This window comes from Rothia nasimurium (assembly GCF_928391935.1).
Taxonomy (GTDB): Bacteria; Actinomycetota; Actinomycetes; order Actinomycetales; family Micrococcaceae; genus Rothia; species Rothia nasimurium_D.
On record NZ_CAKMTD010000005.1, the window covers coordinates 13,853 to 28,191 of the forward strand.

Sequence of the window (14,339 nt, forward strand, 5' to 3'; positions counted from 1 at the left end):
GCCGTTAACCTCCCTACCCCATACTTGTGTCATGCGTATTTTTGCTCATCGTGGGGCATCCGGAACCTGCCCTGAAAACACCCTTGCCGCCTTCACCGCCGCCGCCGACTCCGGCGTGACCTGGATCGAAACCGACGTTGACCTCGCGGCCTGTGGCACGCCCGTCCTGATTCACGACACTGACCTGGACCGCACCACCAACCTCACCGGCCCCCTCTACAGCTACACCGCCGAGCAGTTGGCCGGGGCGGACGCCGGTGCCTGGTTCTCGCCCGAGACGGCGGGGGAGCCGGTGCCCACCCTGGCCCAGCTGATCGACCTAGCCAATGAGCGCGGGCTCAACCTCAATATCGAACTGAAATCCAACGAGCAGGGGGCAGAACGCTCCTACCTGCTGATTGACCGAATCATCGAAGAGCTAGCCCGCCTGCAGCCGGGGCGGGAGGTTCTCGTCTCCTCCTTCAACCTGCTCCTGCTGGCCGAGTTCAAGCGCCGTGCCCCGCAGTACCCTGTGGGGGCCCTTTTCATGGCTGAGACTCTGGGCCCTGACTGGCTTTCCGTCCTGGAGCTCATCAACGCCAGCGCCGCCCACCTGGAAGACCGCCACCTGACCCGCGCCACCGTCCGCGCCCTGCGTGAGGCCGGGTACGACGTCAACGTCTGGACGGTCAACAGCCCCGCCCGCGCCAACGAGCTCAACAACTGGGGCGCCACCGGCATTTTTACCGACTACCCGGAGCGGCTGCTGCACCTAGAAAAGTAAATCGTGCCTGCCCTCACCGCCGCCACGCGGTTGGGGCGGAGGCGTCTGCGCCCCTGGTCTTGATAGGCTTGAATTCCATGGTGAATAAAATTGGTTTTGACCGTGAGAAGTACATCGAGATGCAGTCTCGACACATCCAGGAGCGCCGCGAAGAAATCGGCGGTAAGCTCTACCTCGAAATGGGCGGTAAGCTCTTCGACGATATGCACGCCTCTCGTGTGCTTCCCGGATTTACCCCCGATAACAAGATCGCGATGCTGGAGCAGATTCGCGACGAAGTTGAAATCCTCATCTGCCTGAATGCCAAGGACCTGCAGCGCAATAAGATCCGCGCAGACCTTGGCATCACTTATGAAGATGATGTCCTTCGCCTGGTGGACGTTTTCCGCGACCGCGGTTTCTTGGTGGAGCACGTGGTGCTCACCCAGATGGAGGACGACAACGCTAAGGCTCTTGCCTTCAAGCAGCGCCTGGAGCGTCTGGGCCTGAAGGTCTCCCGCCACCGCGTTATTCCGGGCTACCCCACCAACACCGACCTGATCGTGAGCGAGGACGGCCTGGGTCGCAACGAGTTCGCCGAAACCACCCGCGACCTGGTTGTTGTGACCGCCCCCGGCCCCGGGTCCGGCAAGCTGGCGACCGCCCTGTCGCAGGTCTACCACGAGAACAAGCGCGGTGTGAAGGCAGGCTATGCCAAGTTTGAGACTTTCCCCATTTGGAACCTGCCCCTGGAGCACCCCGTCAACCTGGCCTATGAAGCAGCCACGGTTGACCTGGATGACGCTAACGTCATCGACCACTTCCACCTGACTGCCTACGGGCAGTCCACCGTCAACTATAACCGTGACGTTGAGGCCTTCCCCCTGCTCAAGGTGCTGCTGCAGAAGATGACCGGCACTACCCCCTACCAGTCACCCACTGACATGGGCGTGAACATGGCTGGTCACTGCATTACCGATGACGCCGCCTGCCGGTACGCTTCTGAGCAGGAGATTATCCGCCGCTACTTCAAGGCCCTGGTGGACGAGGCCCGCGGCGGCCTGGATTCTACCCAGTCAGACCGCGCTGCCGTCGTCATGGCTAAGGCCGGTATCAAGGCAACCGACCGCCCGGTCGTCACCCCCGCCCGACTGCGTGAAGAGACCACCGGCGCTCCCGGTGCTGCGATTGAGTTGCCCGACGGCACTATCGTCACCGGCAAGACCACCGACCTGCTCGGTTGCTCGGCTGTCGCCCTGCTGAACGCTCTCAAGCGCTTAGCTGGTCTGGACGATTCCAAGCACCTGCTTACCAATGAGGCGATTGAGCCCATCCAGCGCCTGAAGACCCTGCACTTGGGCAGCCAGAACCCCCGCCTGCACACCGACGAGGTGCTGATTGCCCTCTCAACCTCGGCAGCCCATGACGAGGACGCCCGCAAGGCCCTGGAGCAGCTGAAAAACCTGCGCGGGGCGGACGTCCACACCACCACCATCTTGGGCTCGGTGGACGAGGGGGTCTTCCGCTCCCTGGGCATGCTGGTCACCTCTGACCCCAAGTTCCAGAAGAAGGCGCTCTACCAGAAGCACTAGACCGCCCGCCGTCCTGAGGTGCAACCTCCACGCAACCCCGCACTTAAGCGTAAAACCCCGCACTTAAGTGCGGGGTTTTACGCTTAACGACGGGGGAAACCCGGGGTGCTAGCCGGTGTAGGTGGCGTCGTCGACGGGGGCGCCCCAGGTGACGAATTCGCCGTCCTCGTTGAAGGGGGTGACGGCGACGTGGGTCATGGGCCCGTCGCTGGTGGCCCCGTGCCAGTGGTTGACGCCGGGTTCGAAGAAGAAGGCTTCCCCGGGCTTGAGGGTTTTGGGTTCCTGGCCTTCGAGCTGGTAGATGCAGATGCCGGAGGTTACCACGATGAGCTGGCCAACGTCGTGGGTGTGCCAGTTGGTGCGGGCTTCAGCCTCGAAAGTGACGGCAAGCGACTGGAGCTGGCTACTGGGTGCCAGCGGGTGCATGTAGGCCTGGCCGGTGAAAGAACCGGCAGGAGCGGGCTTGCCCTGCGGGAAGAGCTGGTCTGAGGGAACGGACGAAGCGGTCACGGGGGTCTCCTTAAAGGTTGGGTTTTTCCATTATCTCCCGTAGTGACCAAAATATGTATAGCAGATATGTATTTTATGCTGCCCCTAGCGCACTAGGGTGGCCTGCTTGAACTCAGGGCTGGGGGAGCAGGTAACCGCGTATTTTGTGGCGGCTAGCTCGTCGATCTTGACCACATAATTCTGGGTTTCAAAGTAGGGTGGGATGCCCTTGAATTCCTCGACGGCGCCCGGCCCGGCGTTGTAACCGGCTAGCACAATGTCCTGCAGGGATGCCTTGTCGGAGACGAAGGGGGCGAGGCGCTCGGCTAGGTAGGCCAGGTAGCGGCCCTGGGCGGCGATGGAGTCTTCGGGGCTGTTGATATCGCCTTCGCCCCAGATGTCCCAGGTGTCTTGGGTGAACTGGGCGATACCGTGGGCGCCAGCGTGGGACTGGGCAGTGGTGACCCAGCTGGATTCGGTTTCGAGCTGGGCGGCGAGAACACCGGGGCGCATGCCAGCTACTTCGGCGGCGGCGCGAATGTCGTCGTGAAGTTCGGCCGGTGCGAAGGTGAGGTCGGTCATGCCGCAGTAGTCTTCGTAGGTAGCAGAAAGCCCCGCAACACCGGCGCCCATCAGAACTGCTGATGCAAGGATCTGCCAATGTGCGATGAGGCCCGCGCCAAGGCGCAGGGCAGGGTTCGGCTTCGTGCGTTCACTTGTCATTACTTACAGATTACTTGATAGGTGTAGTTTCCCGGGAGTCGCCCCCGCCCCTGCGGGGTGGAAGGTGATGCACTCAACCTGCGGTGGGGCGTCCTGGTTGGCGGGTATGAGCTGTGGGCCCCCTTAGTCGTTGGTGACGACGATTTGTCCGCGGGCGCCGCGTTCAGCTGCAGCAAAATCGTGATTGACGAAGGTGTAGGTTCCGGGCTCGTCAAAGACCATTTCAACGAATCCGCCCTGGGCGGCTGAGAGGTCGAGGGCTTGGGCTCCGCCTCCGCTGCTTCCAAAGGGGTCAGTTCCTTCTCGGAGCAGGTAGCCACCTTCCTTGTAGGTCGTGTCGAATTGGCTGCCGACGACGTGGAAGCTCAGGTCACCTCCGGGTCCGGCGTTGAGTACCCAGATGCGGACGCGCTCGCCGACGCGGGCGGTGAGCGGGTCGCGGAGGTACTGGGTGGCGTGGCCGTTGAAGAGGGTGAGGGTGGGTTCTGCCCCCTGGTTGGCGGGGAGGACGTCGGTGAGGAGGCTGCCATCCTGGGGGGTGTTTTCCTCGTTGGCTTGGGTGAGGGCGATTTCGGATTGTACGAGTAGGTACTCGCGGTCTACCTCGGGCAGGTCGGCAGGGTCGATGATGACGGCCCCGAACATGCCGGCCCCTAGGTGGGCGCTCATGGGCATGGTTCCGCAGTGGTAGAGCCAGATGCCGGAGCGGACGGCTTCGAACCGGTAGGTGAGGGTTTCGCCGGGGGCGATGGTGCGCATGGGTTCGTCGGGGGAGATGGTTCCGGCGTGGAAGTCTACTGAGTGCCCCATAGTTCCGTTGTTGACGAGTGTAATTTCAAAAATATCGCCCACGCGTCCGCGCAGGGTGGGTCCCATGTAGGTGCCGTTGAAGGTCCAGGCGTTGAGGTTGACCCCGGGGGCTATTTCGCGGGGGAGTTCTTGAACGTCGAGGGTGTGGCGGTGCACAGTGCGGCCGTCGATGTTTTCACCGTCGGCGACGGGTGCCAGGGCTGCATCGCGGGTCTGGTAGCTATCCGAAATATCGCCTTGCAGGTCAATATCGGTGGGGGCTAGTACTGAGTCGGTTGCCCCGCCGGTGCTGTGCCCGGCGTGGGTTGAGCTATCGGCGGCGCTGGTGCCTGCCTGGGAGGCGTCCGCCCCACTTGCTACCACCGTGAAGGTCATGCCCATGGCCTTGTGCCCAACCACCGAGCACCAGCCCTCTAGGTCACCGGTGATGATGCCTACGTCGACGGTGGCGGTTTCGCCTGGGTTGATGCGGCCGGTGGAGGTTCCGTTGGAGAATGTCAGGTCGTGGGCGTTAGTGGAGTCGGTGTTAGTGACCTCAATGACCAGGCGGTTGCCCACCGGCACCTCTGCGGTGTCGGGGGTGAAGCGCATGTCGGCGGTGGCTTCGACGGCCAGGGTGGTGGTTTGGCCGGTGGCGCTCCCGGTGGACGCGGGCGCGGCAAGCCGGACTCGGGCCGCCGGGTCAACCGCGACCCCTAGGGCTACCACCAGGGCCACAGCCAGGGCACCGATGAGGGCATTGCGCAGGTGGGGGACGGGCGTCGGCGCGAGGGCCTCGGGGTCGGGGGTGGGGGCCTCGCCGCGGGCCCGGGCCTGAATCATTGCCTTGCGCGCACTGACGGAGGCCCGCACCCCGCGCATCATGAGGGGGATGAAGGCGAAGAGGGTAAAGGCTCCGATCAGGGAGGCGCCGGTGCGCACCCAAGAGCCGGTGAGGGAAACCGGCAGGATGAAGATGAGCAGGGAGAGGTTGACCATGACGGTGCGGCCCGCTGCGAAACGGTTGAACTCCTTGTTGGCTGCGCGGACGGCCTTGGGGCCGCCGCCCATACGGGCGGGCAGTAGGTAGGTCATGGCACCCAGCAGGGTCTGGGCCAGGAAGCCGGCAACAAACATGGGGGTGACCGGGCGCAGGGTCAGGGAGTTAAAGGGGGAGGTGGCGACCAGGTAGGCAGAGAAAAGGACGCCCGCGGTCAGCCAGATCATACCGGCAGCTACCGAGAAGGTCGCATAGTCGGCAGGCTTCTTGGCGGCAGCCGTGCGCACCATGAGGGTAAGAACTAGCCCCAGGGCACCGGCATAGAGCAACAGGCCGGCAACAGCCAGCCAGGCGAGACCTACCAGGGCCCCAGCCACGGTGAGCCCCAGCCCCGCACACAGGCCTGCCAGGGCGCGGGTGGAGCGGGTGACGGCGTCCGGCACCATGACCGTACGCAGCATGGTGGGCCAGAGGGTCATGAGGGTGCCAACCACTGTAATCCCCACGAACCCCAGGATGTTCACAGCCTCGTGGGCTAGCAGGAGGCGGCTATACCAGGTGGCGGGCAGGCCGTCATAGGCCAGCAGGGCCCCGAAGGTCGCACCGACAGGGAGGAGCCAGGCGGCGGCGATATAGAACCGGACGGTCACGCCGAAGCGGGCTGGTAGGGCGTCCTTGACCTGTTGGAGCAGGGACAGGCCGTGCCAGGCGACGGCCCCACCCACACCCACCGAACCAATCAGGGTGAGCGGGTAGAGGCTGAACACAACGCCGAGTAGCACCAGGACGATAGCTGCATTGAGGATATAGATGCGGGCTAGCTGCACCGGTCGAGCGGCATCAGGGAGCTTGTGCTTGAGCAGGGCCTCGGTGAAGTGCTGGGACCATACCAGGATCGAATTGGTGATGAGACCCAGGGTGACCATGTGAACCATCAGCCACAGGGACTCTGGAATCCACCGGTGGGTCATGAGCACAATGAACAGGGCGAACATCCACAGGGACACCGGCTTAGAAGCCCTGCGGTGCCAGGTGCGGCGGCCGGTGGCGATATCGTTAGCCTGCCGGTCGGTGATAGGTGCGCCGGGGGCATCGAGCGGACGCGTCCCCAGGGTCAGGTGCTCGCGGTAACCGGGCCGGGGGGTGGCGTCCTTCTCAGGCATCTCTACTCCAAAACTAGTATGTGTAATGCCGATTATATCAAGCTGGGTAGACTGACCAGTATGACCCTAGCCATCACCATCACCCTCATCGCCGCCGTCCTCATCGCCGTGGGAATCGTCGGCATCGTATACCCGATCCTTCCCGGCACCTTCGCCGTCCTCGGCGGCCTTCTCCTATGGGGTCTCACCCTACGCGGGCCAGAAGGCTGGTGGCTCCTGGGCCTGGCCGTCCCCATCATGATCGCAGGAATGGCAGCCCAAACCGTCCTCACCGGCCGCACCCTCAAAAAACGCGAAATCCCCAACACCTCCATCCTCTGGGGCGTCGTCGGAGCGGTCATCGGCATGTTCCTCATCCCCGTCGTCGGCCTCTTCATCGGCTTCGCCGCCGCCCTCTTCCTCGTAGAAGCCCGCCGAAGCGGCGGCGACTACAACCACGCCCTCACCAGCACCGGGGCCGCCCTAAAATCCATGGGCATCGGCATGCTCATCGAACTAGCCGCCGCCCTCACCGCAGGCAGCATCTTCACCATCTGCGTCCTCACCTACTTCATCACCGCCTAGGCGCAACCCCACCCGGCCCCAGTAGAATAAATACCCGTGAAAACATTGCCAGCCACCCTGCTCCTTGCCGTCACCGCCATCGTCCAGGCCCTCGGAATATTCCGCTACGCCAACGACACCATGGCTTTCTCCGGGCAAATCTTCTTCCCCGTCCTCTTCGCCCTCATGTCGGTGTATATCACCTGGCGCAACCGAGAGCAGGCCGGCCGTTTCTCCCTGGCCCACATCACCATCGCCGCGCTCTCCGTCATTGCCCTCGGGGCAACCATCGCCGGTTGGAACGCCAGCCTCTACTACTTCTACCCCTCCTACTACGTCTACTATGCGGCGCTCGCCCTGCTCGTGATTGAGCTGGCCCTGCGCATTGCCGCCCTGCCCAAGAAGGCCGCCGCTGAGCCGTCCGAGAAGCCCGGGATCCGCCTACCCGGCCGTGCCAAGGCTAAGCGCGGCACCAACCTGGTAGCCGTCCGCAAGGACGGCAGCGCCCCCGCCCCCGAGGGCGGGCAGGAAAACGGCGCGGGGACGTCCGCACCTGAAGCAGCCGAAAAGTAACCCGCAGTGGACATCTTTAAACTCGATACCCGCCTCCCCGCCCGGCACGTCATCTGGCCTGTGCTGGCGGGTGTCTTCTTCCTCGCCGTCATACAGTGGCATGTGCGTCATGCTGTCATATTCAACGGCCAGGATTTCGAGGTCTACCGCACCGGCGCTGGCGTAGTCTTCGGCGACCTCTACCCCGGTAAAACCCTTTACAACTACTACCTCGAAGACGGGCAGCCCATCACCCTGCCTTTCACCTACCCGCCCTTCGCGGTCATGGTGTTTGCCCCCTTCGCTTTCCTGCCGCTGGCCGCCGGGGCAGGGGTCATGACCCTCCTCGCCGTCCTGGCGGCCCTCTGGATCTCCGTTCTGGTGCTCAACTATGCCCGCGCCCGCGGGGTGACTGTGCCCGGTGAGGCCCTGCTGGGTAGCCACGCGACCGTCCTGGTGTTGGCGGCCCTCATCACCACGGTGAGCCCCTGGGACCGGTCAATCGGCCTGGCCCAAATCAACGCCCTGATCCTGCTGCTGGTCCTGCTTGACCTGCTCCGTCCGGCGACCCGGGTGCCCCGTGGTGTCCTCATCGGTATCGCTGGCGGTATCAAACTCACCCCGCTGGCCTTCGGCCTGATCCTGCTCATGCGGCGGGACCTCAAGGGCGTACTCACCCTGGGGATCACCTTCGCCGCTACCGTCGCCGCAGGTTTTATTTTCATGCCCGCCACCGCCCGGGAGTTCTGGTTCTTCGCTATCTCTGACCCCTCGCGCGTCGGCAACATCAACTATGTAGATAACATTTCAACCCTGGGCTGGCTCCTGCACCTGGGGCTGACTGAGGGGCCGCTCCTGTCCGCCCTGCGTTTTGGCCTGATCCTGGCCCTGCTGGCCGGGGTGGCCTACCTGATTCCGGTGCTTCACCGGCGGGGTATGGTGCTGTCGCAGATCGCCCTCAATGGTTTTCTGATGGTAGCCATGTCCCCTATTTCCTGGTCCCACCACAACATTTGGCTGCCCCTGCTCATGGCGGCCCTCTGGCTGGACGCCTTCCCCACCTTCTTCTCCCTGGCCCCGCGAGTCCTGCGGTGGGTGGTAGGTGCCCTGGCCGTGACGGGTTGCGCCGGGTTAATCTACGGGCCGATACGGATAGGTATTCGCCTGGACCCCACCACCCACAACCTCGACGAGCTCTCCCACCTCGCCCTGGTGGCGTCCGCCCTGCCCATCATCTGCCTCACCCTGGTAGTGCTGGCCTGGGTTGGGGTTGCGGTGCGCTACCGGCGGGCGCTCGCAGGCCAGCTTTCCGCCCGCAAGACCGTGTGACGTGCAAGTTTTCACGAGGACGCCTGAAATTTAGGGGAGTAAGACGGTTTAACTTAACGCTTTGAAAGCGGAACCTAACGGAGAGACATTCCATAATTGTGCCGGAGGCGGTACAATCATGGAATGATAACCGTTGAAGCTTACTCCCAAAAAGCAGGTATAACCCCCAGAGCAGTGCGAGCCAAAGCTCAGCGTGGGCTGATAAAGGCACATAAATTTGGAAATCAGTGGGTTATTGAAGAAGATCCCTCATCTGCTGAAAAGTTATCTGCTGGTCGCCCCCTCTCAACTCGGGCTTTTAACGACTTAGCTCTTATTGCTGACAATTTTTCCCCAGAACTTCCACCTCAGCGCAAGCATCGGGCTAAACAAAGACTTCAGCAGCTAAAAGTAGAAGGTTTTAGCTGTTTTCTTGGTTTTGCTCGTAGAACAGATCTCGAGGTGCAGTACTTCTTGCTCTCCCACCAGGAGATTGCTGAACTTTCTCAAGAGCTTGCTTCACATCTCACCGGCGTTAGTAACCCGCTAGCAGGAATAAACGGAACTCTCGTTGACGCCTACGTATCCAGGGAACAGCTAGAAGATATCGTACTTTTCTACTCTCTATCTCCCGCAACAAAAGCACACCATAATGTGCGGCTCAGAATAGGGGATGTACCTAAGAACATCTCACGTCTGCATATTGCCGCTGACCTCTATGAGGATGCTACTCCTCGTTCACAAACTCGTGCACGAGAACTCTTTGAGCAAGTAATGCAACAAGGACTAAGCCATGGAGACTAACGTCGTTAAAATCAATGCGCTTAGTGAAGCTGAAAAAGAGACCTGGTGTGCACTCTTTGATATTGCCCTCCGTATGCCAGATGGGTGGGCAATAACCGGTGGAAGTCTCATGAGACTTCTGCTTGAAGAAAGACAGCACCTTGGCGCACGGGCAACAAACGATATCGATGTTGTGCTTGATGTGAGAGCCCGTCGTGCTAACGTATCCGAGTTCTATGAGGCCCTTGACCTGGTCGGATTTTCTGTCGATGGGCATAATGCAAGCGGACAGAACCATCGGTGGGTGCGAGGCAGGGCTCAGATTGATGTTCTTGTTCCCTCTGGGTTGAGCTTGAGGACGCTATCGTGGAACTACCCGGGGTTTGGCAAGCTTCTGCCGACCCGGGGAGCGCAATTCGTTTTATTTGATGTCGAGAAGGTGCTGGTGCAGGTGAACGAGCGTCAAGGCATCGTTAACCGCCCGACAGCGTTAGGAGCTTTATATGGGAAATGCTCTGCGCTTTTGAATAATGGGGACACTGATAAAAGCCGTCACCTTGCAGATATAGCTCTGCTGAGTAAAGTTCTTAGCGTAGGGGAGCGAAGACGCTTAGTTGAGTTAAGCGGTAAACAAAAATATCGGTTGCAAAAAGGGATTCAGAGTTCATTGAGTGTGTCTTCAGACGCTGGATCAGTTGAATCGCTTAACCGGTTACTTAGAATTCTTGAGCGTTAGGCCTGTGTAAGAAAGTCCTTCCTCGGTTTTCTCTGTCAACCTGCCCTGTAGGGTGGGAGGTATGAGTCAGCAGCACATCAGCCCTACCCCACCCAGCCCGCAGTCACGCTACCAGGTAGCGCCCTGGGCGGATGCGTCCGCCCCGGCTACCCGGACGGTTGAGCTAGGCTACCACCGCCTGGCCCTGGCCGACCCCAAGCACCGCTGGTGGAAACCCCTGGTCGAAGCTGCCATTGGGGTGCCCCTGTACTTTCTCATGGCTATGCCCCTGCTGGCTGTCGTCATGTTTCCGCTCCTTGTAGAGTCCCTGCAGGCCAGCGGTGGCATGGTGAATGCCGTCAGCACCGAAGAGCAGATGGCCGCTGCGCAGTCCACTGCCCTGCAGGACCCGCTGGTCTTTGCGGTCTTCTTCGGCTCGGTGGCCCTCATGTTCCCGGCGCTCTGGGTGGCCCGTCTCTGTATGGGGCCGCGCCCCTGGGGCCTGATTCATTCGGTTGCCGGGCGTATGCGCTGGGGCTGGCTGGCCCTCTGCTTTACCCTCGCCGCCCTGATGATGGTAATTCCCCTGGGCCTGGACGTCCTGCTGGGCACCGGGACCATCGGCCTCCTCTTTGCCAGCCCGCCTATCCAGGGCGGAACCCTCGTCATGATGCTGGCGCTTATCGCCCTGATTGTGCCCTTCCAGGCCTACGCTGAAGAGCTGGTCTTCCGTGGCTACCTGATTCAAACCGTCGGTCGCTGGCTCAAACACCCGGCCTGGGCAATTATTCTGCCTGCCCCGCTCTTCATGCTGGGGCACATGTATGACCTCTGGGCCCAGCTCTCCATCCTCGTGATGGGCCTGGCCGCCGGGTACATCACCTGGCGCACCGGCGGGCTTGAAGCGGCTATCGCCCTGCATGTGGCGAATAATCTCTTCGCTATGGTGCTCGGGGTTTTCGCGGCTGCTGACCCCTTCGTGCAAGGGGGCTCGGACTGGATGATGTTCACTTCGTCGGTTATTTCGAATGGCATTTTCGTTCTACTGGTTCTGTGGGCGGCTCAGAAGCGGGGGATTCAGCGCACCCGAACCGTCCACCTGCCCGCTTGAGTGTCTGTACTTAGTCCCACAGGGCCGTACTTAAGCACCTACCCGTGGCACTAAGTGCAGACTGACGCTGAAGCATCAACCCCGGCACGGTAAGATGTGTTCCATGACTCAAACTGACCTTCAGGACCTCAACCCAACCGATAACATCACAGACCTCGCCGCCTTCGTCACCGCGTCCCCCACCTCCTTCCACGCGGCGGCCGAAGCCGCCCGCCGCCTCACCGCCGCCGGTTTCACCGAGCTGGGCGAGCAGGACGCCTGGGGCAGCACAGCTGCGACTGGCAAGCACTTCGTGGTGCGCGACGGGGCCATCATCGCCTGGGTGGGCACCGAAGCCCACGAGAGCTACCGGGTGTTGGGTGCCCATACCGACTCACCGGGTTTCAAGGTCAAGCCCAAGTCCTCCGTGCGCACCCTGACCTGGAACCAGGTAGGGGTTGAAGTCTACGGCGGGCCCCTGCTCAACTCCTGGCTCGACCGCGAACTGCGCCTGGCCGGACGCCTGACCGTCCTGGTTGACGGGGTGCTCGAAACCCGCCTGGTCGCCACCGGGCCAATCGCCCGCGTCCCCCAGCTCGCCATCCACCTGGACCGCGCCGCCAACGAGGGCCTCAAACTCGATAAGCAGGGCAACCTCTACCCTGTCTGGGGCTTCGGCGACTCCACCGGTGACGTCCTTGCCTACCTAGCTGAACGCGCCGAGGGCGGGCCCGTCGACCCCGAAACCATCGTGGGCTACGACCTCATGTTCGCCGACTCCGCCGAACCCCGCGTCTTCGGTGAAAACGACGAGCTCTTTGCCTCGGGTCGCCTGGATAACCTCAGCTCCGTCCACGCCGGACTCACCGCCCTGATCCGCTACGCCGAGGCCGGGGTAAAGTCAGCCCAGACCGCCGTGCTCGCCGCCTTTGACCACGAAGAAATCGGCTCAGAATCGCGGTCCGGGGCTGCCGGGCCCTTCCTTGAGGACGTCCTGGTTCGGCTTTCTGAAGCCCGCGGCGAGTCCGCCGAAGCCTACCGCCGCTCCATCTCTGAGTCGGTCTGCCTCTCCTCGGATGCTGGCCACCTGGTGCACCCCAACTACGCCGGGCACCACGACCCGACCGTCCGCCCCGTACCCGGCGGCGGGCCCCTGCTCAAAATCAACGCCAACCAGCGCTACGCCACCGACGCCGTTGGTGCCGGAATCTTTGCCCAGGCCTGCGCCCTGGCCGAAGTTCCCTACCAGGAGTTCGTCTCCAACAACAATGTGCCCTGCGGCTCCACCATCGGCCCCATCACCGCAACCCGCTTAGGCATGCGCACCGTGGACGTTGGCGTCGGCCTACTCTCCATGCACTCGGCCCGCGAACTCACCACCGTAGCCGACATGGCCCACCTGACCCGCGCAATTGAGGGGTTCTACCGGGTCTAACACGGAAAGAAGCGACGACGGTTGCGGGCCAGGGGCGGGCCGACGGCACTCCGCCTGCAACCAGGGCGCACCACCTGGTGTATTACATGAGTTATGGGGGCGGGCAGAGACGCCTAGGCCCGCAACCATTCTTTCGCCTCGCCCCGGAGGGCTCGTCGAAATTCATCGCCAGCCCCGATCCACGCGGGCCAACGGCACTCTGCCCGCCCCTGCACCTGGCCAGTTTGTGCGGGGCTAGGGTTTAGCCCCGCATGGCCTGTGCTAAAAAGCGCAGGTGGGCAGGTTCGGGCTTGCGCGTCTTGGCAGCATAGTCGGGGTGCTTTTCCACCCAGCCCTTGATGTAGGGGCAGACAATGACTGGCTCATACCCGGCTTCGATAGCCTGGTCGAGGGCGCTTTTGACGAGTTTGGATGCCAGCCCCTGCCCGCCGAATTCTTCCTTCACCACCGTGTGGGGGAAGATGCGCTGCTTGACCCCGCCGTCGGTGTAGGTGAAGAACTGGGTGAAGCCAGCCGGGTTACCGGAACTGTCGGCAAAGATTTCGTAGGCGCCGCGGCCGTCCTCGTCGCGCTCAGCAACAAGCGGGTTCTCAAGGGTTGCGTTCATGGGGAAGTCCTTTCATGAGACTTATCCAAAAAGTCAGGTGAAGCAGGCTCACAGCGAAGCTGCTGGCTCGATGAAGTGAGCGAGTGCGAGCGCGCGAGCACGTAAGAGCGAACGGAATCCGCCGCAAGGCGGGGCGTGAGGGTCAGGCTTGCGCCTATTGCGCCCGCAGATTTGTTTCCTCGCGCGCTCGGAATCTGCTGGGCTTCATCCAGCGTGAGCCTGTGTAACCTGCTGAATAAGGGCGGGTGGCTAGGCCGGGTGCTGCGACATGATTGAAATGCGGTTTGCCGCGTTCATCGAAATCGCCAGCCACTGCACGGCGCTGTACTGCTCGTCGGTGAGCACGCCCCGGGCGTAGGTGCGGGCAAAGTCGCGGTCCTCGGGGCAGGGGAGCTTGGTGACGGTTTCAGCCAGGAAGAGCGCCGCCTTTTCGGTGAGGCTGTATTCGCTGCTTTCCTCCCAGACGCCTACCAGGGCCCGACGGTTCTCACTCAGTCCCGCCTTGATAGCCCGCTTGGTGTGCACCTTCAGGCAGTAGGCGCAACCGTTAATCTGCGAGATGCGCAGGCAGACCAGTTCAATGAGCTGGTCATCAAGACCCGCTGCGCGGGCTGACTCGCCCGCCTGCTTACTCAGGGCACCAAAGGCTGCCCAGGCAGCCGGATCAGACTTATCGAGGTAAAACTCTTTAGGGATATCAGACATAGCACCAGCTTACGTGCCCCACCTTCCTCGTGCTGACCACCAGCCTGCCCCCTCAGCCGAGGAGGGGCGGTAATCTAGAGGGTGCCCCGTCAAGAAGAGGTAA

General features: G+C 62.2%; 14 protein-coding genes. 9 read left to right on the plus strand and 5 right to left on the minus strand.

Features of this window, described 5'->3' with window-relative positions; all coding sequences use genetic code 11:
* Positions 1 to 31: 31 nt before the first annotated feature.
* Positions 32 to 763, plus strand: a complete 732-nt coding sequence (locus tag L7A15_RS06630; RefSeq protein WP_237189012.1) for a glycerophosphoryl diester phosphodiesterase — start codon at positions 32 to 34, stop codon at positions 761 to 763.
* A 77-nt stretch (positions 764 to 840) separates the two neighbouring features.
* Complete coding sequence (locus L7A15_RS06635) at positions 841 to 2,334, plus strand: DUF1846 domain-containing protein (protein ID WP_237189011.1); 1,494 nt, start codon at positions 841 to 843, stop codon at positions 2,332 to 2,334.
* Between the two features lie 108 nt (positions 2,335 to 2,442).
* On the opposite strand, the gene L7A15_RS06640 is transcribed toward L7A15_RS06635, so the two are convergent.
* The 3 genes from L7A15_RS06640 to L7A15_RS06650 form a co-directional block, all read right to left on the minus strand.
* On the minus strand, positions 2,443 to 2,844 hold the full coding sequence (locus L7A15_RS06640; protein WP_237212374.1) for a cupin domain-containing protein: 402 nt from the start codon (positions 2,842 to 2,844) through the stop codon (positions 2,443 to 2,445).
* A gap of 84 nt (positions 2,845 to 2,928) precedes the next feature.
* A complete protein-coding gene (locus L7A15_RS06645) occupies positions 2,929 to 3,546 on the minus strand; it encodes a lytic transglycosylase domain-containing protein (RefSeq protein ID WP_237212375.1) in 618 nt (205 codons plus the stop codon).
* Positions 3,547 to 3,669: 123 nt separating this feature from the next.
* A complete protein-coding gene (locus L7A15_RS06650; RefSeq protein ID WP_237212376.1) occupies positions 3,670 to 6,498 on the minus strand; it encodes a multicopper oxidase domain-containing protein in 2,829 nt (942 codons plus the stop codon).
* 60 nt (positions 6,499 to 6,558) lie between these two features.
* Between L7A15_RS06650 and L7A15_RS06655 the strand changes: the two genes are divergently transcribed.
* The 7 genes from L7A15_RS06655 (at position 6,559) to L7A15_RS06685 (ending at position 12,924) form a co-directional block, all read left to right on the plus strand.
* Positions 6,559 to 7,062, plus strand: coding sequence for a DUF456 domain-containing protein (locus L7A15_RS06655; protein WP_237208476.1), 504 nt, complete (start codon positions 6,559 to 6,561; stop codon positions 7,060 to 7,062).
* A gap of 36 nt (positions 7,063 to 7,098) precedes the next feature.
* Positions 7,099 to 7,614 (plus strand): hypothetical protein, encoded by a 516-nt coding sequence (locus tag L7A15_RS06660; protein ID WP_237212377.1) that lies wholly within the window; start codon positions 7,099 to 7,101, stop codon positions 7,612 to 7,614.
* 6 nt (positions 7,615 to 7,620) lie between these two features.
* Entirely contained in the window at positions 7,621 to 8,922 is a 1,302-nt protein-coding gene (locus tag L7A15_RS06665) for a glycosyltransferase 87 family protein (RefSeq protein WP_237208478.1), read from the plus strand.
* A gap of 123 nt (positions 8,923 to 9,045) precedes the next feature.
* Positions 9,046 to 9,705 (plus strand): hypothetical protein, encoded by a 660-nt coding sequence (locus L7A15_RS06670; RefSeq protein ID WP_237189004.1) that lies wholly within the window; start codon positions 9,046 to 9,048, stop codon positions 9,703 to 9,705.
* A complete protein-coding gene (locus tag L7A15_RS06675; protein WP_237189003.1) occupies positions 9,695 to 10,420 on the plus strand; it encodes a hypothetical protein in 726 nt (241 codons plus the stop codon). Before L7A15_RS06670 ends, L7A15_RS06675 begins: the two co-directional genes overlap by 11 nt.
* 61 nt (positions 10,421 to 10,481) lie before the next feature.
* Positions 10,482 to 11,510, plus strand: a complete 1,029-nt coding sequence (locus L7A15_RS06680) for a CPBP family intramembrane glutamic endopeptidase (RefSeq protein WP_237208479.1) — start codon at positions 10,482 to 10,484, stop codon at positions 11,508 to 11,510.
* A gap of 103 nt (positions 11,511 to 11,613) precedes the next feature.
* Complete coding sequence (locus tag L7A15_RS06685; RefSeq protein ID WP_237208480.1) at positions 11,614 to 12,924, plus strand: M18 family aminopeptidase; 1,311 nt, start codon at positions 11,614 to 11,616, stop codon at positions 12,922 to 12,924.
* Positions 12,925 to 13,165: 241 nt separating this feature from the next.
* Here the strand turns inward: L7A15_RS06685 and L7A15_RS06690 are convergent, their stop codons facing one another.
* Together L7A15_RS06690 and L7A15_RS06695 are read right to left on the minus strand one after the other, a co-directional pair.
* Positions 13,166 to 13,531, minus strand: a complete 366-nt coding sequence (locus tag L7A15_RS06690; protein ID WP_237189000.1) for a GNAT family N-acetyltransferase — start codon at positions 13,529 to 13,531, stop codon at positions 13,166 to 13,168.
* Between the two features lie 249 nt (positions 13,532 to 13,780).
* Positions 13,781 to 14,236, minus strand: coding sequence for a carboxymuconolactone decarboxylase family protein (locus L7A15_RS06695; protein ID WP_237188999.1), 456 nt, complete (start codon positions 14,234 to 14,236; stop codon positions 13,781 to 13,783).
* Between the last annotated feature and the right edge of the window lie 103 nt (positions 14,237 to 14,339).